Annotated in this window: 15 protein-coding genes and 2 pseudogenes; 14 read left to right on the top strand and 3 right to left on the bottom strand. The window is 68.8% G+C overall.

The window, feature by feature from the left end:
- The first annotated feature begins 16 nt into the window (after positions 1–16).
- The 4 genes from K1X59_RS11700 to K1X59_RS11685 all read left to right on the top strand — a co-directional run bounded on the left by K1X59_RS11700 (position 17) and on the right by K1X59_RS11685 (position 4,798).
- The gene (locus K1X59_RS11700; RefSeq protein WP_244631940.1) at positions 17–1,513 is read left to right on the top strand and encodes an ABC transporter substrate-binding protein; all 1,497 of its coding nucleotides are present in this window, start codon (positions 17–19) and stop codon (positions 1,511–1,513) included.
- Positions 1,514–1,541: 28 nt separating this feature from the next.
- Positions 1,542–2,486 (top strand): ABC transporter permease, encoded by a 945-nt coding sequence (locus K1X59_RS11695; protein ID WP_258566818.1) that lies wholly within the window; start codon positions 1,542–1,544, stop codon positions 2,484–2,486.
- 450 nt (positions 2,487–2,936) lie between these two features.
- Positions 2,937–3,293, top strand: a complete 357-nt coding sequence (locus tag K1X59_RS21430) for an ABC transporter permease (protein WP_244631938.1) — start codon at positions 2,937–2,939, stop codon at positions 3,291–3,293.
- Positions 3,290–4,798, top strand: coding sequence for an ABC transporter ATP-binding protein (locus K1X59_RS11685; protein WP_220173418.1), 1,509 nt, complete (start codon positions 3,290–3,292; stop codon positions 4,796–4,798). The genes K1X59_RS21430 and K1X59_RS11685 overlap by 4 nt, the downstream gene beginning before the upstream one ends.
- Here the strand turns inward: K1X59_RS11685 and K1X59_RS11680 are convergent.
- A complete protein-coding gene (locus tag K1X59_RS11680; RefSeq protein WP_183150235.1) occupies positions 4,788–5,438 on the bottom strand; it encodes a pentapeptide repeat-containing protein in 651 nt (216 codons plus the stop codon). The genes K1X59_RS11685 and K1X59_RS11680 overlap by 11 nt on opposite strands.
- 322 nt (positions 5,439–5,760) lie before the next feature.
- Here K1X59_RS11680 and ileS point away from each other — a divergent pair, with 322 nt between their 5' ends.
- From ileS to ndk, 4 genes are read left to right on the top strand one after another with little or no spacing between them, the layout of a single operon-like run.
- A complete protein-coding gene (ileS, locus tag K1X59_RS11675) occupies positions 5,761–9,153 on the top strand; it encodes an isoleucine--tRNA ligase (protein ID WP_183150234.1) in 3,393 nt (1,130 codons plus the stop codon).
- The gene (locus K1X59_RS11670) at positions 9,150–10,502 is read left to right on the top strand and encodes a folylpolyglutamate synthase/dihydrofolate synthase family protein (protein WP_183150233.1); all 1,353 of its coding nucleotides are present in this window, start codon (positions 9,150–9,152) and stop codon (positions 10,500–10,502) included. The genes ileS and K1X59_RS11670 overlap by 4 nt, the downstream gene beginning before the upstream one ends.
- Positions 10,499–10,915, top strand: a complete 417-nt coding sequence (locus K1X59_RS11665) for a DUF4233 domain-containing protein (protein WP_244631936.1) — start codon at positions 10,499–10,501, stop codon at positions 10,913–10,915. The genes K1X59_RS11670 and K1X59_RS11665 overlap by 4 nt, the downstream gene beginning before the upstream one ends.
- Before the next feature lies 1 nt (position 10,916).
- Complete coding sequence (gene ndk / locus K1X59_RS11660; RefSeq protein WP_017830321.1) at positions 10,917–11,333, top strand: nucleoside-diphosphate kinase; 417 nt, start codon at positions 10,917–10,919, stop codon at positions 11,331–11,333.
- 73 nt (positions 11,334–11,406) lie between these two features.
- Here ndk and K1X59_RS11655 read toward each other — a convergent pair whose 3' ends face one another.
- Entirely contained in the window at positions 11,407–12,024 is a 618-nt protein-coding gene (locus tag K1X59_RS11655) for a vitamin K epoxide reductase family protein (protein WP_183150231.1), read from the bottom strand.
- 283 nt (positions 12,025–12,307) lie between these two features.
- Between K1X59_RS11655 and K1X59_RS11650 the strand changes: the two genes are divergently transcribed.
- Positions 12,308–14,992 carry an Rne/Rng family ribonuclease gene (locus K1X59_RS11650; RefSeq protein ID WP_183150230.1) on the top strand — a complete coding sequence of 895 codons (2,685 nt, stop codon included), beginning with the start codon at positions 12,308–12,310 and terminating at the stop codon, positions 14,990–14,992.
- On the opposite strand, the gene K1X59_RS11645 is transcribed toward K1X59_RS11650, so the two are convergent.
- Positions 14,957–15,223 carry a DUF4031 domain-containing protein gene (locus K1X59_RS11645; RefSeq protein ID WP_183150229.1) on the bottom strand — a complete coding sequence of 89 codons (267 nt, stop codon included), beginning with the start codon at positions 15,221–15,223 and terminating at the stop codon, positions 14,957–14,959. The genes K1X59_RS11650 and K1X59_RS11645 overlap by 36 nt on opposite strands.
- Before the next feature lie 245 nt (positions 15,224–15,468).
- Between K1X59_RS11645 and rplU the strand changes: the two genes are divergently transcribed.
- The 5 genes and pseudogenes from rplU (at position 15,469) to K1X59_RS11620 (ending at position 19,697) form a co-directional block, all read left to right on the top strand.
- Positions 15,469–15,777 (top strand): 50S ribosomal protein L21, encoded by a 309-nt coding sequence (gene rplU, locus K1X59_RS11640; RefSeq protein ID WP_045258321.1) that lies wholly within the window; start codon positions 15,469–15,471, stop codon positions 15,775–15,777.
- A gap of 18 nt (positions 15,778–15,795) precedes the next feature.
- Positions 15,796–16,053, top strand: coding sequence for a 50S ribosomal protein L27 (rpmA, locus tag K1X59_RS11635; RefSeq protein ID WP_017202370.1), 258 nt, complete (start codon positions 15,796–15,798; stop codon positions 16,051–16,053).
- A 101-nt stretch (positions 16,054–16,154) separates the two neighbouring features.
- Positions 16,155–17,653: pseudogene (gene obgE / locus K1X59_RS11630) on the top strand (GTPase ObgE).
- Positions 17,650–18,434 (top strand): annotated as a pseudogene (proB, locus tag K1X59_RS11625) (glutamate 5-kinase). Before obgE ends, proB begins: the two co-directional pseudogenes overlap by 4 nt.
- A 9-nt stretch (positions 18,435–18,443) precedes the next feature.
- A complete protein-coding gene (locus tag K1X59_RS11620) occupies positions 18,444–19,697 on the top strand; it encodes a glutamate-5-semialdehyde dehydrogenase (RefSeq protein ID WP_220173417.1) in 1,254 nt (417 codons plus the stop codon).
- Positions 19,698–19,722 lie beyond the last annotated feature (25 nt).

Here is a 19,722-nt window from a genome sequence, read left to right as displayed (position 1 = left end):
ACGCCGGGGAGAACTGGTGTGGTCGATCGAGGGCGCCAACCTCGCGGCCGGCCACATGGACCCGCAGGTCAGCCAGCTCGACGTCTCGGGGCTCGTGCAGAGGGCCGTGCTCGACTCGCTGGTGTTCCAGGAGGCGGACGGCACGTTCACCCCGTGGCTCGCGACGGACTGGGACGTCTCCGATGACGGCACCGCCTACACGTTCACGCTCCGTGACGATGTGACGTTCACCGACGGCGAGCCGTTCGACGCGGCGGCGGTCAAGGCGAACTTCGACCGTATCGTCGACCCCGCGACCGCCTCGAAGCAGGCGGCGAGCATGATGGGCGCCGACTACTACGAGGGCACCGAGGTGGTCGACGACCACACCGTGAAGGTCAGCTTCACCCAGCCCTACGCGCCGTTCCTGCAGGCCGCGAGCACCCCGCAGCTCGGCTTCTACTCCCCGGCCGTGCTGGCGGAGTCGGCCGACCAGCTCGCGGCCGGTAGTCCCGGTATCACGGTGGGCACAGGACCGTTCGAGCTGACGGAGTACACCCCCGACCAGGAGATCGTGTACACCCGCAACGACGACTACGCCTGGGGCCCGCATGACGAGAAGGCGCCGTCGATCGAGACCCTCCGCGTCGAGATCCAGCCCGAGGCGTCGGTGCGCACCGGGGTCGTGGAGAGCGGAGAAGCAGACCTCGCCAGCAACATCCCGCCGAACCTCGCCAAGGACCTCGGCGAGGGCATCACGGTCGACTCGATCGAGTACCCGGGACTGCCCTACTCGCTGTACCTGAACGAGGAGTACGGCGTCTTCGCCGACGAGAAGGTGCGGCAGGCGTTCGCCAGGGGCATCGACATCGACGCCGCGGTGGAGGAGATCTACTTCGGGCAGTTCCCCCGCGCGTGGAGCGTCCTCGGATCGACCACCCCCGGGTACGACGCCTCGCTCGAGAACAGCTGGCCCTTCGATCAGGACACCGCGAACGCGCTGCTCGACGAGGCGGGATGGACCGAGCGCGATGCGGACGGCATCCGGATGAAGGACGGCGAGCGCCTGTCGGTGCGCTGGATCGCCTGGACCCCGGTCCCGGACGACCGTGCCGCCCTCGCGAACGCGATCCAGTCCGACCTCAAGGAGATCGGCTTCGAGGTGAAGCGCGAGGTGCTCGAGCCGGGTGCGTACAACGCGCAGTACGAGCCGAAGACCTTCGACCTCACAGACTGGGGCTTCTCGGGCGTCGACGCGGACTTCCTGCGCGCTCACCTGCACACCGACGGCTTCCAGAACGCCTCGCAGGTCAGCGACCCGAAGATCGATGCGCTCCTGGAGCAGGCGGTCGCGAGCAGCGACCAGGACGAGCGCAACGAGCTGTACACCCAACTGCAGCAGTGGAACGCCGAGTACACGGCGATCGTGCCGTTGTACACGCCGTCGGCGATCACCGCGGTCGGCGAGCGTGTCGAGGGACTGCAGTACGACCTGTACGGTCGGCCCCTGTTCTACGATGTGACCGTCGGCTGAACCGCCGGCTGAGCGGAGGGCACGAGTGGTGAAGGCTGCTCTCGTCCGTCTCGCCGGTCTCGCCGCGTCCGTCGTCATCGTCCTGTGGGGTGCGGCGACGGTCGCGTTCCTCGCGTTCCGGGTCATCCCCGGCGACCCCGTCTCGGTGATGCTGGGACCGCTGGCCCAGGTGAGCGATGCGGTGAAAGACGGGATCAGGGCGGAGCTGGGTCTCGATCGACCGCCGCTCGAGCAGTACGTCGTCTTCATCGGACAGCTGGCCAGGGGCGACCTCGGCGAGTCGTACCAGCTGCGGATGCCGGTGACCGATGTCATCGGAAGGCAGCTCGGCCCGACGGTGCAGCTCTCCCTCCTGGCGCTGCTGATCGCGGTCGTGCTCGCGCTGGCGGTCGCGGTACTCGTCCGCGGTCGCACCGCTCGCGCGGTCGCCTCCGGGGTGGAGCTCATCGTGCTGTCGTCCCCGGTGTTCTGGATCGGTCTCGTGCTGTTGAGCGTCTTCGCGTTCGGGCTCGGATGGTTCCCCGTATCAGGCGCGCGCAACCCGGCGACGCTCGTGCTTCCGGCGATCACCCTCGCGCTTCCGGTCGCCGCATTGCTCAGCCAGGTGCTGCGCGACGGGCTCACCCAGGCGGAGCGGATGCCGTTCGCCGAGACGGTGCGTGCGCGCGGAGCGAGCCCGTCGTGGTTCACGCTGCGGCACGGCCTGCGTCACGGTGCGGCGTCGGCTGTGACTCTCGCCGCGTACCTGACCGGTTCCGTGCTCGGAGGCGCCGTGCTCGTGGAGACGGTCTTCGCCCGTCCCGGCCTCGGCAGGGTGACCCTCGCGGCGATCAGCGACCGGGACCTGCCTGTACTCACCGGGATCATCCTGCTGAGCGCCCTCGTGTTCGTGGCGGTCAACATCGTCGTCGAACTCGTGCACCCGCTGATCGACCCCAGGGTGCGCGTGCTCGGGGCAGGGGGCGTCCGGTGAGGCTCGCGCAACGCGTGCTGCTCGGAGCGGCCGTCGCCGTCCTCGCCCTGATCGCCGTCGCCGCCGTATGGCCCGGTCTCCTCGCGACAGCCGATCCGCTGCAGACAGACGTGCGGTCGGCCCTGCTCCCGCCGAGTTCCGAGCACCTCTTCGGCACCGACCAGAGCGGGCGCGACGTGTACTCGCGCGTCGTCCACGGGGCAGGGAGGTCCGTCGGCATCGGTCTCCTCGCCACCGGGATCGCGCTCGCTGTCGGCCTCGTCATCGGCGCCGTCGCCGGCACGGCACCACGGGCCGTCGACACCGCTGTGATGCGCGTCAACGACGTGCTGATGGCCTTCCCGGAGTTCCTCGTCGCGTTGGTGGTGGTCGCGGTGCTGGGGCCGGGGCCGGTGAACATCGCCATCGCGGTGACGCTCGCCGCCGTCCCCGTGTACATCCGACTCGAGAGTGCAGACGCAGACGCTCCGGGTCGCGGAACACGTCGAGGCCGCGCGGATACTCGGTGTCCCTCGCGTGCGCGCGTTCACACGGCATGTGGTGCCCGGTGTCCTCGGCGCGCTGAGCGTGCTCGCGACGATCGGCATCGGATCGAGCATCCTCGCGGCGGCGGGACTCAGCTTCCTCGGACTCGGGCCGTCAGAGCCGACGCCGGAATGGGGACTCATGCTCGCCGGCGGACGCAACGTGCTCGGGCAGGCGTGGTGGATCTCGGTGTTCCCCGGCATCGCGATCACCCTCACCGTCGTGTCTGCGACGGTCGTCGGACGGATCCTCCGGGCACGCGCAGACGGGAGCACGACGTGACCGCGGCGCTCGAGGTGCGGGGACTCCGGATCGCCTTCGAGGGGACACCGGTGGTCGACGGCGTGTCCTTCGTCGTCGACCCTGGAGAGTGCGTCGCGATCGTCGGCGAGTCCGGGGCGGGCAAGTCGCTCACGGCCAGAGCGTTGCTCGGCCTCACGCCCGCGAACGCTGCCATCACGGTCGACCGGCTGGCCATCGGCGGGACGGACGCGACGTCGCTCTCGGAGCGCGCGTGGCGACGTCTCCGCGGAGCGGGCATCGCGCTCGTCTCGCAGGACGCCCTCGTGTCCCTCGATCCATTGCGTCGGATCGGAGCCGAAGTCGCCGAGCCGCTGCTGCTGCACGGCATCGCCCGAGGTCGTGCGACCAGGGCGGCGCGCGTGCAGGACCTCCTCGGCAGGGTGTGGATGCCGGAACCTGCGCGCCGGGCGCGACAGCATCCCCATCAGCTCTCCGGCGGTCTGCGGCAGCGGGCGCTCATCGCCTCCGCGCTCGCCGGCGACCCGGCGGTACTCGTGGCCGACGAGCCGACGACCGCCCTCGACGCCACCGTGCAGGCCCGGATCCTCGGCCTGCTGCGGGAGATCACGGATGCGGGAACCGCCCTCGTCTTCATCAGTCACGACTTCGCTGCCGTCCGCAGGGTCGCCGACCGCGTGCTGGTGATGCGCGGCGGGGTCGTCGTGGAGTCGGGCCCCGTGGGCGAGGTCCTGCACGATCCTCGGCACGAGTACACGAAACAGCTCATCGCGGCGACCATCCACGAACCCCGCTCCACGACCCCGGCGAGTTCGGAGCCGGTGCTGGTGGCCACCGGCGTCTCGCGCAGCTTCGACGCGGTTCCCGCCGTCGTCGACGCCTCCTTCACCGTGGCAGACGGTCGGACGCTGGGCATCGTGGGAGAGTCGGGCTCGGGCAAGACCACACTCGCCCGCATGGTCGTGGGCGTGGACGCACCGGACAGCGGGACCCTGAACTGGGTGCGGCAGCGGCGGGTGCAGCTCGTGCACCAGAACCCGCTCGGCGCATTCGACCCCCGATGGACCATCGGCCGTTCGCTGCGCGAAGCGCTCGAAGCCGGAGGAGTGCCCCGCGCACAGCGGCGGGCGCGCGTGGCGGAACTCCTGGCCGAGGTCGGTCTCGGGCCGGAACTCGCTGACAGGCGTCCGGCTGCGCTCTCCGGGGGACAGCGACAGCGGGCCGCGATCGCCCGGGCACTCGCTGCCGACCCCGAGGTGCTGGTGCTCGACGAACCCGTGTCCGCGCTCGATCCCTCGGTGCGCGAGCGCGTGCTCCGGCTGCTCGCCCGGCTGCAGGAGGAGCGCCGGCTCACGATGATCCTCGTGTCGCACGACCTCGACGTGGTCGGTGCCGTCGCCGACGACGTGCTCGTGATGCAGGACGGCCGGGTCGTCGAGCAGGGCGTCACGGCGGAGGTGTTCGCCGCTCCGCAGCATCCCTTCACGAGGGAGTTGCTTGCGGCGAGCGGTCCCGTCAGTCCTTGACCTGGATGCCGATTCCGGCCGCGAGGATCGGCGCCAGCTGCTGCACCTGGAACGAGGTGAGAGTGGCACCGCGGAGGCTGTTGGCGTCGAGATAGGCCAGGGCGTCGAGGCCGCGCAGGTCCAGGTCCTTCGCCCGCATGCCGCGGGTGTCGACCTCGTCGCTCGACGTGGAGTCGAACCGCACACGGGTGAGCTCGGCCTGCGGCATGTCGATCGTGCGGATGGCGCAGCCGCAGACATCGAGGTCGGTCACCTTCGCGGCACCGAGGTTCAGGTAGTCGATCCGCACGTCGCGCAGCTCGAGTTCTGCGATGCTCGCGGTGCTGAGGTCGAGGGTGCCGATCCGGCCGCCGCTGATCCGCACTCGTCGGACGCCGGCATCCCGCAGGCGGAGCGAGGCGATGCGCACACCTGGCAGGTCGACGTCGACCACCGTCGCACCCGTGAGGTCGACCGCGTCCGCGTCCGCGCTCACGACGCACTGCTCGAGTGTCGAGTATGCGAGATCGACCGTGCCGGAGAGATCGAGCCGAGCGGCGATCACGTCCGCGCGGCGGCCCGGGGCTGCGGACTCCAGCACGGGCGGCAGGTCGGGAGCGGAGACACGGGGCGCGGCGGGGGAGTCGGCAGTGCGGGGCATTCCACGAGGCTAAGCCCTGCCCCCGACGCCCGAGCCGTGCGCCTGCCTGCGCGTGAGGTCGCAGATTCGGGAGTGGGGGAGAGCGGGCGTGCGCACCTGCGTACAATGGAGGCACGAGCATCGATCCGGCATCACCGGGGAGCTCTCGGAAGAACAGCTCGGCGACGGGCCCAGTAGAACCGAGCGGGGCAGGCCCGTCACAGCCGCAGTGAGAGTGGCGCGAACCGACCCTCCGGGGGAAGCAGCGCACGCGAGGTGGTACCGCGGTCCGCGAGGGTCGTCCTCGCAGGAGCATCCGCCACGACGACCACTGCGAGACACGATGACCTACCCCCGTTCCTCCTTCGGCCCCGCCGCCGACGCCTCGACCAGCCCCGTCGCCCCGAGTCCTCGCTTCCCGCAGATCGAGGAGGAGGTGCTCGCCTTCTGGGAGGAGGACGACACGTTCCGCGCCTCCATCGCTCAGCGCGAGGGCGCACCCGAGTGGGTGTTCTACGACGGCCCTCCGTTCGCGAACGGTCTGCCGCACTACGGCCACCTCCTCACCGGCTACGCGAAGGACGTGTTCCCCCGCTTCCAGACGATGACCGGACACAAGGTCGACCGTGTGTTCGGGTGGGACACGCACGGCCTGCCCGCCGAGCTCGAGGCGATGAAGCAGCTCGGGATCACCGAGAAGGCCGAGATCGAGGACATGGGCATCGACGTGTTCAACGCCAAGGCCAAGAGCTCGGTGCTGGCGTACACGCACGAGTGGCAGGACTACGTCACCCGTCAGGCGCGCTGGGTCGACTTCGACCGCGGGTACAAGACCCTCGACCTGGGGTACATGGAGAGTGTGCTCTGGGCGTTCAAGACCCTCTACGACAAAGGCCTCGCGTACGAGGGCTACCGCGTCCTCCCGTATTGCTGGCGCGACGAGACCCCCCTGTCCGCGCACGAGCTGCGCATGGACGACGACGTCTACCAGATGCGTCAGGACCCCTCCGTCACGGTCACGTTCCCGCTGACCGGCGCCAAGGCGGAGGCTCTCGGCCTCACCGGCGTCCGTGCCCTCGCCTGGACGACCACGCCGTGGACACTCCCGACCAACCTGGCGCTCGCCGTGGGGCCCGACATCGAATACGTCGTCGTCCCCGCCGGTCCGGCCGGTGCCGCCGATGTGCACCAAGCTGCCGGAACCACGGATGCCGCTATCGAGTCGTCCGCGCACCGCTACCTGCTCGCGAAGGAACTGCTGGGCGGCTACGCCAAGGACCTCGGCTACGAGAGCACGGATGACGCCCTCGCTGCGGTCGACGCGACCGTCCGCGGGTCGGAGCTGCAGGACGTCACCTACGACCGCCTGTTCGACTACTACGCCGACACCGAGACGTACGGCACCGAGAATGCCTGGCGCATCCTCGTGGACGACTACGTCACGGTCAGCGACGGCACCGGCATCGTCCACCAGGCCCCGGCCTACGGTGAAGACGACCAGCGGGTCGCGGGCGCTGCCGGCATCCCCACGATCCTCTCTCTCGACGACGGCGGGAAGTTCCTCCCGAACGTGACCGATGTCGCTGGACAGCTGTGGATGGAGGCGAACACCCCGCTGGTCCGCCTCATCCGCGAGAACGGCCGCCTGATCCGGCTGCAGAGCTACGAGCACTCGTACCCGCACTGCTGGCGCTGCCGGAACCCCCTGATCTACAAGGCCGTGTCGAGCTGGTTCATCCGCGTGACCGACATCAAGGACGACATGCTCGCGAACAACGAGCAGATCACCTGGGTGCCAGAGAACGTCAAGCATGGCCAGTTCGGCAAGTGGCTCGAGGGCGCGCGCGACTGGTCGATCAGCCGCAACCGCTACTGGGGCTCACCCATCCCGATCTGGAAGAGCGACGACCCGGAGTACCCGCGCGTCGACGCCTACGGTTCGCTCGAAGACCTGGAGCGCGACTTCGGCACGCTGCCGCGCAACCCCGAGGGCGAGATCGATCTGCACCGCCCGTACATCGACGACCTGACGCGGCCGAACCCGGACGACCCCACCGGCAGGAGCACGATGCGCCGGATCGAGGACGTCTTCGACGTGTGGTTCGACTCCGGATCGATGCCGTATGCGCAGGTGCACTATCCGTTCGAGAACCAGGAGTGGTTCGACTCGCACGCGCCGGCGGACTTCATCGTCGAGTACATCGGTCAGACCCGCGGCTGGTTCTACGTCATGCACGTGCTGTCGACCGCGCTGTTCGACCGCCCGGCGTTCACCGGTGTCAGCTGCCACGGCATCGTGCTGGGCAGCGACGGCTACAAGATGTCGAAGTCGCTGCGCAACTACCCCGATGTGTCGGAGGTGCTCGACCGCGACGGGTCCGACGCCATGCGCTGGTTCCTGATGTCGAGCTCCGTGCTGCGCGGCGGCAACCTCGCCGTGACGGAGGAGGGCATCCGCTCGGGTGTCCGCGAGTTCCTGCTGCCGCTGTGGAACTCGTGGTACTTCTTCGCGACATATGCGAACGCGTCCGGTGCCGACGGATACGAGGCCGAATGGCGCACGGACTCCACCGACGTGCTCGACCGCTACATCCTGGCCCGGCTCGGAGATCTCGTGCGCGAGGTGCGCGCCGATCTGGAAGGCCTCGACTCGACCACCGCGTCAGCCCGCCTGCGTGACTTCGCCGAAGTGCTCACGAACTGGTACATCCGTCGTTCGCGTGACCGTTTCTGGGTCGGCGTGACGGACGACCCGAAGAGCCGCGAAGCCTTCGACACCCTCTACACCGTGCTCGAGACGCTCACCCGCGTCGCGGCGCCCCTTGTGCCGCTGGTCAGCGAGCGCGTGTGGCAGGGACTCACGGGCGGGCGCAGCGTGCACCTGACCGACTGGCCGGATGACAGGCAGTTCCCTGCGGCTGACGACATCCGCGACGCGATGGATGCCGTGCGCGAGCTGTCGAGCGTCGGCAATGCGCTGCGCAAGAAGGAGAAGCTGCGCGTGCGACTGCCGCTGGCGAGGCTCACGGTCGTGTCCCCCCTGGCCGGCTCGCTGGGCCAGTTCGAGGACATCCTTCGGGAGGAGCTGAACGTCAAGTCGGTCGAACTCGTGCCCTTGCAGGAGACGACTGCGGGCGAGTACGGCATCACGCACCGGTTGAGCGTCAATGCGCGCGCGGCCGGTCCGCGCCTCGGCAAGAACGTGCAGACCGTGATCAAGGCCGCCAAGGCGGGGGACTGGTCCGAGGAGGGCGGGGTCGTCACCGCGGGCGGGATCACGCTGGAGCCCTCCGAGTACGAGCTCGCGCTCGAGACCACAGGGCGTCCGGAGGGAGAGGCGCTCGCGATCGTGCCGTCCGGCGGCTTCGTGCTGCTCGACACGCAGACGACGCCGCAGCTCGAGGCGGAAGGCCTCGCCCGCGATGCGATCCGTGTCGTCCAGGAGGCGCGCAAGAATGCCGGACTCGACGTGAGCGATCGCATCGTCCTGGCGCTCAACGCCGCGCCGGATGATGCCGCCGCGCTGGAGGCTCATGCCGAGCTGATCGCCGCGGAGACGCTCGCGGTCGCCTTCGCCGTGCAGCCGACCGACGACATCGAGGCCCTGGTCGACGAGGTCACGAGCCCCGACGACGGCGTCTTCCGTTCGGGAGCGCGGGCGCTGGGGTCGACGAAGGCACCGGTGATCGTGACGATCGATGCGACAGCGGTCGTGAGCGGAAAGGTCGGAGCATGAGCGACAGGGATCGCGCAGATGCCGTGTACGAGGCGCTGCTGAGCCGAGCGGGGGAGCGGTGGGTACAGCCGCGCAAGGAGCGCACGGCGCGCATCCTCGCGTTCCTCGACGATCCGCAGCGCACGTACCGCGTCGTGCACATCACAGGCACGAACGGCAAGACGTCGACGGCGCGGATGATCGAGAGCCTCCTGCGTGCGCACGGCCTGCGCACCGGACTGTTCACCAGCCCGCACCTCGAGCGTTTCACGGAGCGGATCATGATCGACGGCGAGCCCATCGCCGACGAGGCGATCGCCGATGCCTGGGACGAGATCGAGCCGTTCGTCGACATCGTCGACGCCGAGTTCGAGGCCGCGGGCGACGCGCCCCTGACGTTCTTCGAGCTGCTGACGGTGCTGGCGTTCGTCGCCGTGGCGGATGCCCCCGTCGATGTGCTGGTGCTCGAAGTCGGCATGGGCGGGGAATGGGACTCCACGAACACAGCCGACGGCGACGTCGCCGTCTTCGCACCGATCGACATCGATCACGCGGATCGACTCGGCGACACCATCGAGGAGATCGCGCAGGTCAAGGCGGGCATCATCAAGGAGGGTGCGGCCGTCGTCTCGGCGCAGCAGCCTCCGGAGGCCGCCGCGGTGCTCCGTCGGGTCGCGGCGGAGCACCATGCGACCATCTCGTTCGAGGGTGAGGAGTTCGGGCTCACCGAGCAGAAGCTCGCCGTGGGCGGGCAGCTGCTCACGATCCGCGGGCTCGCGGGCGAATACGCCGAGGAGTACCTGCCGCTGTACGGTGCGCACCAGGGCCACAACGCCGCTCTCGCCGTGGCAGCTGTGGAGTCGCTCATCGGCGGCGCATCGCAGGCCATCGCCGGGGACATCATCTCCGACGGTCTGCAGGGCACCACCTCGCCGGGACGACTGCAGCTGCTCGGCATCGCGCCGACCGTGGTCGTCGACGCCGCCCACAACCCGCACGGAGCCGCCGCTCTCGCGCAGGCCCTGGACGACAGCTTCGACTTCGACGAGTGGGGCCTGGTGCTCGGCGTGCTGGCCGACAAAGACGCCGCGGGCATCGTGGAGCGTCTCGTTCCCGCGGTCGCGCACGTCTTCGCGACGGCTCCGGACTCCGACAGGGCGAGCGACGCCGATGCGATCGCCGACCTCGTGGAGCAGAGCGGTCAGCGGGCGACCGTGCACCACTCCCTGGCCGACGCGGCTGATGCGGCGCGCGAGTGGGCGGCCTCGTCCGATCGCCGCGCCGTCGTGATCGCCGGCTCGGTCGTGCTCGCGGGCGAGGCGATCGTGCTCGCCGAGGACGAGGACTGGAAGTCGGGGTGGCGCGCATGAGCGCGGATGCCGCGCGACCGGCGCGCGCTCCTCGGCCGCCGCGCACCCTCGTGCAGAAGCTCGCCCCCATCGTGCTCGGTTTCGAGGCGATCGTGGTGTTCCTCGTCGGGCTCACGATCTTCGGCCTGCGTCAGCTTCCCGCCGGCATCGAACAGTGGTGGGGCATCGTCGGGGGAGCGGTGCTCGCTCTCGCGTGCATCGCGATCGCGGGGATGATCACCAAGCCCTGGGCGCTCACTGCGGGGTGGGTCGTGCAGGCGATCGTCGCCCTGTCGGCGTTCTTCGTCCCGGCGATCCTGCTCGTCGTGTTGATTTTCGGCGGGATGTGGGCGTATGCGACCATCGGAGGGGCCCGATTGGACGCACGACGCCCCGCCGAGCCCACGACCGAGACTCAGACAGAGAGTGAATGACATGGCCACCGAAGAAACCCTCGTCCTCGTCAAGCCCGACGGCGTCGCCCGCGGCCTCACCGGCGCGATCCTCGCACGCATCGAGGCGAAGGGGTACGCCCTCGTCGACATCCGCCTGGTCGAGCCCGACCGCGACCTCCTCGCTGAGCACTACGCCGAGCACGAAGGAAAGCCGTTCTACGAGCCGCTGCTCGAGTTCATGCTCTCGGGTCCGTCCGTCGCGATCCGCCTCGCGGGAAACCGCGTGATCGAGGGCTTCCGTTCTCTCGCCGGCACGACCGACCCGACGACCGCTGCGCCGGGCACGATCCGGGGCGACTTCGGTCGTGACTGGGGACTCAAGGTCCAGCAGAATCTCGTGCACGGGTCGGACAGCCCCGAGTCGGCGGCCCGCGAGCTGGGCATCTGGTTCGACTGACACCTGCGATCACACGAAGAAACCCGCCGCCGATCCTCGGATCGGCGGCGGGTTTCTTCGCGTCGAAGTGGGATCAGAAGATCATGCCGATGACCTCGCCGAGGAGGTCGAGTCCGCGCAACTGGGCGAGCAGGATGACGACGGCGTAGGCGAGGATCGTCGCCAGCGGAACCCAGGCCATCAGCCGATTCGCGCGCTCCTGCACCTTCTTGTTGCTCGTGAAGCTGCCATTGCGTGTCAGGTGCAGCATGGTGGCGAAGAAGGTCGGGATGGTGACCGACCAGGTGAGCATGCACCAGGGGCACAGCACGCCGAGATTGGGGGCGTAGATGCTCTGCCAGATCAGCCAGCAGACGAGGCCGAACGCGAAGGTCACACCAGCGCCGAAGGTCAGCCAGAACCACCGAGGGAACCGCGACCCGGCCAGCAGTGCGACGCCCATGAACAGGGGCGCCATCCATCCGGCGATCCCCATGATCGGGTTGGGGAAGCCGAAGACCGCGCCCTGCCAGGACTCGAGGTTCTTTCCGCACTGGATCATCACGCTGACGTTGCAGCTCAGTGCCGCATCCGGATTGGCCGCCAGGACGAACTTCTCGACCGTGAGTTGGAAGGCGGCGAACCAGCCCACCACGCTCGCGAAGATCAGCCAGACGGCGTAGAAGACGGGGCGGGTGCGCTGCTCGCTCATACCGTGGATTATCCCAGCGACTGCTATGGATGTGGCGAGAACAGGCCGGAGAAAACGCGCTGGTCGCGCCGGGATGCCATGAACGCGACGACTTGGTGCGATAATGGCCTGTGACGCGATGAACGGCCTTGCCGCGACACGCGTCGACGCAGACTTCGGGGCCCCATGCCCCACGCGATCAGAGCCATGAGCCGGTCGCACACCGAGTGAGTTCGCGGAACCCGCGGGTACCGCATGAGATTTCATGGAGCACCCAGTGCTCCGTGCAGGGAGTAAGCCAGAGATGGCCGATGAGAACAATGACAACAACGTACCCGCCCTCGACCTCCCGGCTGACGCCGCGGAGCCGCTGACGGAGTCCACCGCTCCCGAGCCCGACACATCGGCGGACGAAAGTGCCGCGGGGTCGGATGCGGCAGATGTCGCCGCCGATGCCGCGGCCGACGATGTCGCCGCCGGTTACGCCGCTGCCGAGGATGCCGCGGCCGCAGCCGACGACGCCGAGGCCGCAGCGGATGCTGCCGCAGCGGATGACGACGAAGCTGCCGACGCCGCCGCCGAGGACGCCGCGGTGATCGCGGCAGAGGCGGCGATCGAACGAGAGGCCGCCGAGACTCCCTCCGAGAGCGCCGGCTCCGAGAACCTCTCGGACGCGGATGCCGAGGTGGTCTCCGAGGCGATCGTCGAGGAGGATGCCGCTGCGGCTGCCGATGGCGCTTCCGTCGAGGACGCTCCTGCCGACGACGCTCCTGCCGACGATGCTCCTGCCGACGAAGCTCCCGCGCAGGAAGCTCCCGCCGAGGAGACGCCTGTCGAGGAGGCTCCTGCCGCGCCGGAGGTTCCTGCCGCGGTGACCGCCGTGTCGCTGGGCCTGCTTCCCGAGGTGTTCGTCTCGCAGGTGTCGACGCAACTGCACTTCTACGCGCCCGAGGTCGTGCCGCTTCCTGCACGTCCGGGACGCGAGCGCATCTTCGATCGGATCGCCGACCGTGAGCAGCCGCAGGAGGAATCGGCGCCGCGCGGTCGCGGACGTCGTCGCCGCGGGGGATCCGACGGCGATGAGCAGCGGGATGAGCCGCGCCAGCGTCAGCGCGTGGTCGAGTACATCACCGAGCCGAAGGCCATCAAGGGGTCGACGCGGCTCGAGGCGAAGAAGCAGCGTCGTCGCGACGGGCGCGATGCGGGACGCCGTCGACCGGTCGTCACCGAGGCGGAGTTCCTGGCTCGTCGCGAGTCGGTCGACCGCAAGATGGTCGTGCGCTCGAAGAACGGCCGCACGCAGATCGGCGTCCTCGAAGACGGCGTTCTCGTCGAGCACTATGTCGCTCGCAATCAAGACGCCTCGCTGATCGGCAACGTGTATCTCGGCCGCGTGCAGAACGTGCTGCCGAGCATGGAGGCCGCGTTCGTCGACATCGGCCGCGGACGCAACGCCGTGCTGTACTCGGGCGAGGTGGATTGGGATGGCGTCGAGACGGGCAACCAGCCGCGTCGCATCGAGCTCGCCCTCAAGGCGGGCGATCGTGTGCTCGTGCAGGTCACGAAGGACCCGGTCGGCCACAAGGGTGCCCGTCTGACCAGCCAGATCTCGCTCCCCGGCCGTTACCTGGTGTACGTCCCTGGTGGGTCGATGAACGGCATCAGCCGCAAGCTCCCCGACAACGAGCGTGCGCGGCTCAAGCGCATCCTCAAGGAGGTTCTCCCCGAGTCGTCCGGCGTGATCGTGCGCACCGCGGCAGAGGGCGCGACCGAAGACCAGCTCACGCGCGACGTGCAGCGTCTCACCTCGCAGTGGGAGCACATCCAGAAGCAGGTCGAGAACCAGCAGGCGCCTGCGCTCCTGCACGCCGAGCCCGACCTTCTCGTCAAGATCGTCCGCGACGTCTTCAACGAGGACTTCACGAAGATGCTGATCCAGGGCGAGGATGCGCAGCAGACCATCCGTGCCTACCTGGAGAGCGTCGCCCCCGATCTGCTCGAGCGTGTCGAGGCGTATGAGGACGAGATCGACCCGTTCGATGCGTTCCGCATCACGGAGCAGATCGAGAAGGCCCTCGACCGCAAGGTATGGCTGCCGTCGGGCGGATCCCTCGTGATCGACCGCACCGAGGCCATGACGGTGGTGGACGTCAACACCGGGAAGTTCGTCGGCTCCGGCGGAAACCTCGAGGAGACGGTCACCAAGAACAACCTCGAGGCGGCCGAGGAGATCGTCCGCCAGCTGCGTCTGCGCGACATCGGCGGCATCATCGTCGTCGACTTCATCGACATGGTGCTCGAGTCCAACCGCGACCTCGTGCTGCGCCGTCTGATCGAGTGCCTGAGCCGCGACCGCACGAAGCACCAGGTCGCCGAGGTCACTTCGCTCGGCCTCGTGCAGATGACCCGCAAGAAGCTCGGTCTCGGGCTGCTGGAGACCTTCAGCGAGGCCTGCGAGGTGTGTGCCGGCCGTGGTGTCATCGTCCACCATGACCCGGTCGTGAAGCACCGCTCGAGCAACAACAGCAACGGCGGCAACAACAACGGCAGTGGCAATGGCCAGAGCGGTCGTCGTCAGCGTGGCGGCAACGGCGGCAACGGCCAGAGTCAGAACGCGCCTGCGGCGCCGAACGTCACGCACAGCATCACCGAGGGTGCGAAGTCGGCGTTGGCTCAGATCGCGGCGTCCACGATCGCTCCGGCGGCGGAAGGTTCGGCAGAGGCCGAGCGGGCAGACGTGGCGAGTGACGCGTCGGTCGCGACGGATCGGCCGAAGAAGGCCCGCAAGAAGCGCGGCGGCGAGCGGAAGGCACCGAAGTCTCCCGCCGAGCAGCTTCTCGACTCGGTTCTCGACGCCCTTCCTGAGCCGAAGGCTCCGGGTCAGGGACGAGGGCGCCGCCGGGTGAGCACGGCTGCGCTCACGGGCACTCCGGTGTCGGTGAACTCCGAACCCTCAGCGCCGATCGCGACCTCGGACTCGGAGTCCTGAGGCGATAAGGCGCCGCACCAGCTCCTTGCCTTTCACCTGATGGGCGCCGGCGGCGACGAGCCGGGGGATGAGTTCCTCCGGCACGTCGTAGTGGTCGAGGTCGAACGCCCGTGCGGGCACGTCGTTGGCTCTCGCGAAGGCGTGGAGCTCGTCGATGCTGTCGTCGCTGACCAGGTGCGCCCACAGGCGTCCGTGGGCGGGCCAGATGGGGTCGTCGACGAGTACGGTCACCTCGTCAGCCTATGCGCGCGTCGGCGGGGAGGGTGCGTACGGGTGCGAACGTGCCGGAATCGGCCCGCTTTGCGACACCGTCCCGCATCCGGTAAAGTAGTCCCTTGGTGCGTATGCCGCGTCGTCCTCGCCGGACGGAGCGGAGAGCCTTGCGTTCGCACCCGTCGCCCTGCGGCGCATGCAAGCAACAGTCTTCCCGTGACATTCTCGGAGCCGCTGTGCTCCCCAACGAAACAAGGTATGAAGTGGTTTACGCAGTAGTGCGCGCCGGTGGGCGGCAGGAGAAGGTCGAGGTCGGCACGATCGTTCAGCTCGACCGTGTGCAGGCTGCCCAGGGCGAGAAGATCGAGCTTGCCGCTGTGCTGCTCGTCGACGGCGCCACGGTGACCACCGACGCTGACAAGCTGGCGAAGGTCAAGGTCACGGCAGAGGTTCTCGGCAACCTCCGCGGCCCGAAGATCATCATCCAGAAGTACAAGAACAAGACCGGCTACAAGAAGCGTCAGGGCCACCGCCAGGAGCTCACGCGCGTCAAGATCACCGGCATCAAGTAAGACCGAGGAGACCAGGACATGGCACACAAAAAGGGCGCAAGCTCCACCCGCAACGGTCGTGACTCCAACGCACAGCGCCTCGGCGTGAAGCGCTTCGGCGGTCAGCAGGTTCTCGCCGGCGAGATCATCGTCCGCCAGCGCGGCACGCACTTCCACCCCGGCGTGAACGTCGGCCGTGGCGGCGACGACACGCTGTTCGCACTGGCCGCCGGCGCGGTCGAGTTCGGCGCGAAGGGCGGCCGCAAGGTCGTCAACATCGTCGCTGCAGCTGAGTGATCTCAGCGCGACACTAGTCATCCGGTTCGGGGCGGGCTTCGGCTCGCCCCGTCCGTGTATCTGCACACCTTCACCACCTACGAATCCAGGGGAACTCGCACATGGTCACGTTCGTCGACACCGTCACACTGCACCTGCGTGCGGGTAAGGGCGGCAACGGCTGCGTCTCCGTCCACCGCGAGAAGTTCAAGCCCCTCGGCGGTCCTGATGGTGGCAACGGCGGTGACGGCGGCGATATCGTGCTCGTCGCCGACACGCAGACCGGCACCCTGCTCTCGTACCACCACTCGCCCCACCGCTCGTCCGGCAACGGCGGACCGGGGATGGGCGATCACCGCTCGGGGTTCCTCGGCGAGACGCTCGAGCTTCCCGTGCCCGTCGGCACCGTGGTGAAGAACACGGCAGGCGATGTCCTGATCGACATGATCGTGCCGGGGAGCGGTTCGTCGTCGCCAAGGGCGGCATGGGCGGACTCGGCAACGCCGCCCTCGCCACGCCCAAGCGCAAGGCACCCGGTTTCGCGCTGCTCGGCACACCGGGGCATGAGGGCGACGTCGTCCTCGAGTTGAAGACCGTCGCCGACATCGCCCTCGTCGGCTACCCGTCAGCGGGCAAGTCGAGCCTGATCGGCGCGATCTCCGCCGCCCGTCCGAAGATCGCCGACTACCCGTTCACCACGCTGCACCCGAACCTCGGCGTCGTGCAGCAGGGCGACTTCCGCTACACGGTCGCCGATGTGCCCGGCCTCATCGAGGGCGCGAGCGAGGGGCGGGGGCTCGGTCTCGAGTTCCTGCGCCACGTCGAACGCTGCACCGCGCTGTTGCACGTGCTCGACTGCGCCACGCTCGAGCCCGGTCGAGACCCGATCTCCGACCTCGACGTGATCCTCGCCGAGCTCGGGGCCTACGAGGTTCCCGAAGGTCAGACGCCGTTGCTGGAGCGCCCGCAGCTCATCGCCCTGAACAAGGTCGACGTCCCCGAGGCGCGCGACCTCGCCGAGCTCGTGCGGCCGGAGCTCGAGGCGCGCGGGTTCCGCGTGTTCGAGATCTCCACTGTTTCGCACGAGGGGCTCCGCCCACTCACCTTCGCCCTCGGCGAGCTGGTCGAGAAGCACCGTGCCGAAGCCGCCGTCGAGGCCCCGCCGGAGCGTGTCGTCATCCGCCCGCGCGGTTCGAAGAAGGAGTTCTCGATCCGCGTCGAAGGAGGAACGTACGGAAACCTGTACCGCATCCTCGGCGAGAAGCCGGTGCGCTGGGTGCAGCAGACCGACTTCCAGAACGAGGAGGCCGTCGGATACCTCGCCGATCGTCTCGAGAAGCTGGGAGTCGAGGACGAGCTCTTCCGCCTCGGTGCCGTGCAGGGCTCGACCGTGGTGATCGGCGAGGGCGACAGCATCGTCTTCGACTGGGAGCCCACCATGACCTCCGCGGCGGAGCTGATGACGGCGCCTCGTGGCACCGACCCCCGTCTCGCGCCCAACGCGCGACGGACGACGTCGGAGCGTCGGGAGCAGTACTACGAGCGCATGGATGCCAAGGCGGAGGCACGGGCCGAGGTGGAGACCCAGCGTCTGGCCGCCTACCGCGAGGACGGCGAGTGACCGCACGCACCCGCGCGGATCTCGCGACCGCGTCCCGTATCGTCGTGAAGGTCGGCTCGTCGTCGATCAGCGGAGAGTCGTCCTGGCGTATCCCCGTGATCGTCGAGGCACTGGCGGCGGCGCATGCCCGAGGTGCGGAGGTCGTGCTGGTCTCGTCCGGCGCCATCGCGTCGGGCATCCCGTTCCTGCGTCTGGACGCGCGCCCCACAGACCTCGCGACGCAGCAGGCGGCGGCCGCCGTCGGGCAGAACATCCTCGTCTACCGGTACCAGGAAGCGCTCCGTCCGTTCGACATCGTCGCAGGACAGGTGCTCCTCACGACCGGCGACCTCGAGAATCCGACGTCGCGTTCGAATGCCCGTCGCGCGATGGAGCGGTTGCTGGGTCTGCGTACCCTCCCGATCGTGAATGAGAACGACACCGTCGCGACGCAGGAGATCCGCTTCGGCGACAACGATCGACTCGGCGCGCTCGTGGCTCAACTGATCGAGGCCGACGCCCTCATCCTCCTGAGCGACATCGAGGCGTTGTACACGAAGCCGCCGACCGACCCCGGCGCGGAGCCGATCGACATCGTCGCACCCGATGCCGACCTCACCGGACTCGAGTTCGGAGCGACGGTCGTCAACAGCGTCGGCACCGGGGAGCCGCGACCAAGGTCTCTGCGGCGCGTCTGGCCGCGGCATCCGGCATCGGTGTGCTCGTGACGAGCGCCGATCTCGTGGACAAGGCTCTCTCGGGGGCCGAAATAGGCACCTGGTTCGAACCGGCCACCTCATAAACTGGGCGGATGACCGACCAGACCCCGCAGGTGCGCCTCGAGCGCGCCAAAGAGGCCTCTCGAGCCACCGCGGCTCTCACCAGCGACGACAAGGCGCGTGTCCTCGAGGCGATCGCCCTCGCCCTCCTGGATGCTGCTCCGCGCATCATCGAGGCGAACGGTCGTGACATCGATCGCGGGCGCGAGGGCGGCATCGGGGAATCCCTGATCGATCGGCTGCGGCTCGATGAGAAGCGCGTCGAGGCGTTGGCCGCGGCAGTGCGCGAGGTCGCGGCCCTGCCCGACCCGGTGGGACGCGTGGTCGGCGGTCACCGGATGCCCAACGGTGTGGCACTCGAACAGGTTCGGGTGCCGTTCGGCGTCGTCGGAGCGATCTACGAGGCCCGTCCCAACGTCACAGTCGACATCGCTGCGCTGGCCCTGCGCTCCGGCAACGCGGTCGTCCTGCGCGGAGGGAGCGCCGCCCGCGACTCGAACACCGTGCTCGTCGATGTCATGCGCCGAGCGATCGCCGACGCCGGTCTCACCGCCGAGGCCGTTCAGACGGTCGACGATTTCGGCCGTGACGGGGCGAAGGCGCTCATGCACGGTCGCGGCTTCATCGACGTGTTGATCCCGCGGGGGAGTGCCGGCCTCATCGAGACGGTCGTCACGGAGTCGACCGTGCCCGTCATCGAGACCGGGGCGGGCAACGTCCACATCTTCCTCGACGAGACCGCACCTGACGACTGGGCACGCGATATCGTGGTGAACGCCAAGGTGCAGCGTCCGAGTGTCTGCAACGCGGTCGAGACCGTTCTCGTGCACCGCCAGGCGGCCCCGCGGCTCATCCCGCTGGTCGCCAGCGCGCTGCAGAGCGAAGGGGTGGCCATCCACGGCGACGACATGGTCCTCGGCCTCATGTCGAACGTGATCCCCGCCACTGAGGAGGACTGGGCGACGGAGTACCTGAGTCTCGACATCGCGATCAAGGTCGTCGAGTCGCTCGACAAGGCGATCGCCCACATCCGCCGCTACAGCACCGGCCACACCGAGTCGATCATCACCACCGATTCCCGCAATGCCGACCGGTTCCTCGCAGAGGTGGACTCGGCCGTCGTGATGGTCAACGCCTCGACGCGATTCACCGACGGTGGCGAGTTCGGCTTCGGTGCGGAGGTCGGCATCTCGACGCAGAAGCTGCATGCTCGCGGACCGATGGGGCTCGCAGAGCTGACCAGCACGAAATGGCTCGCGCGTGGGTCGGGGCAGACCCGCGGCTGAGGGCTAGACTGGGGGACGCTGTACC

It is taken from the genome of Microbacterium sp. Se5.02b (assembly GCF_019464375.1).
In the GTDB taxonomy this organism is placed as follows: Bacteria; Actinomycetota; Actinomycetes; order Actinomycetales; family Microbacteriaceae; genus Microbacterium.
Note: the sequence above shows the minus strand (reverse complement) of the source record. Positions and strands in the feature narration are given on the sequence as shown.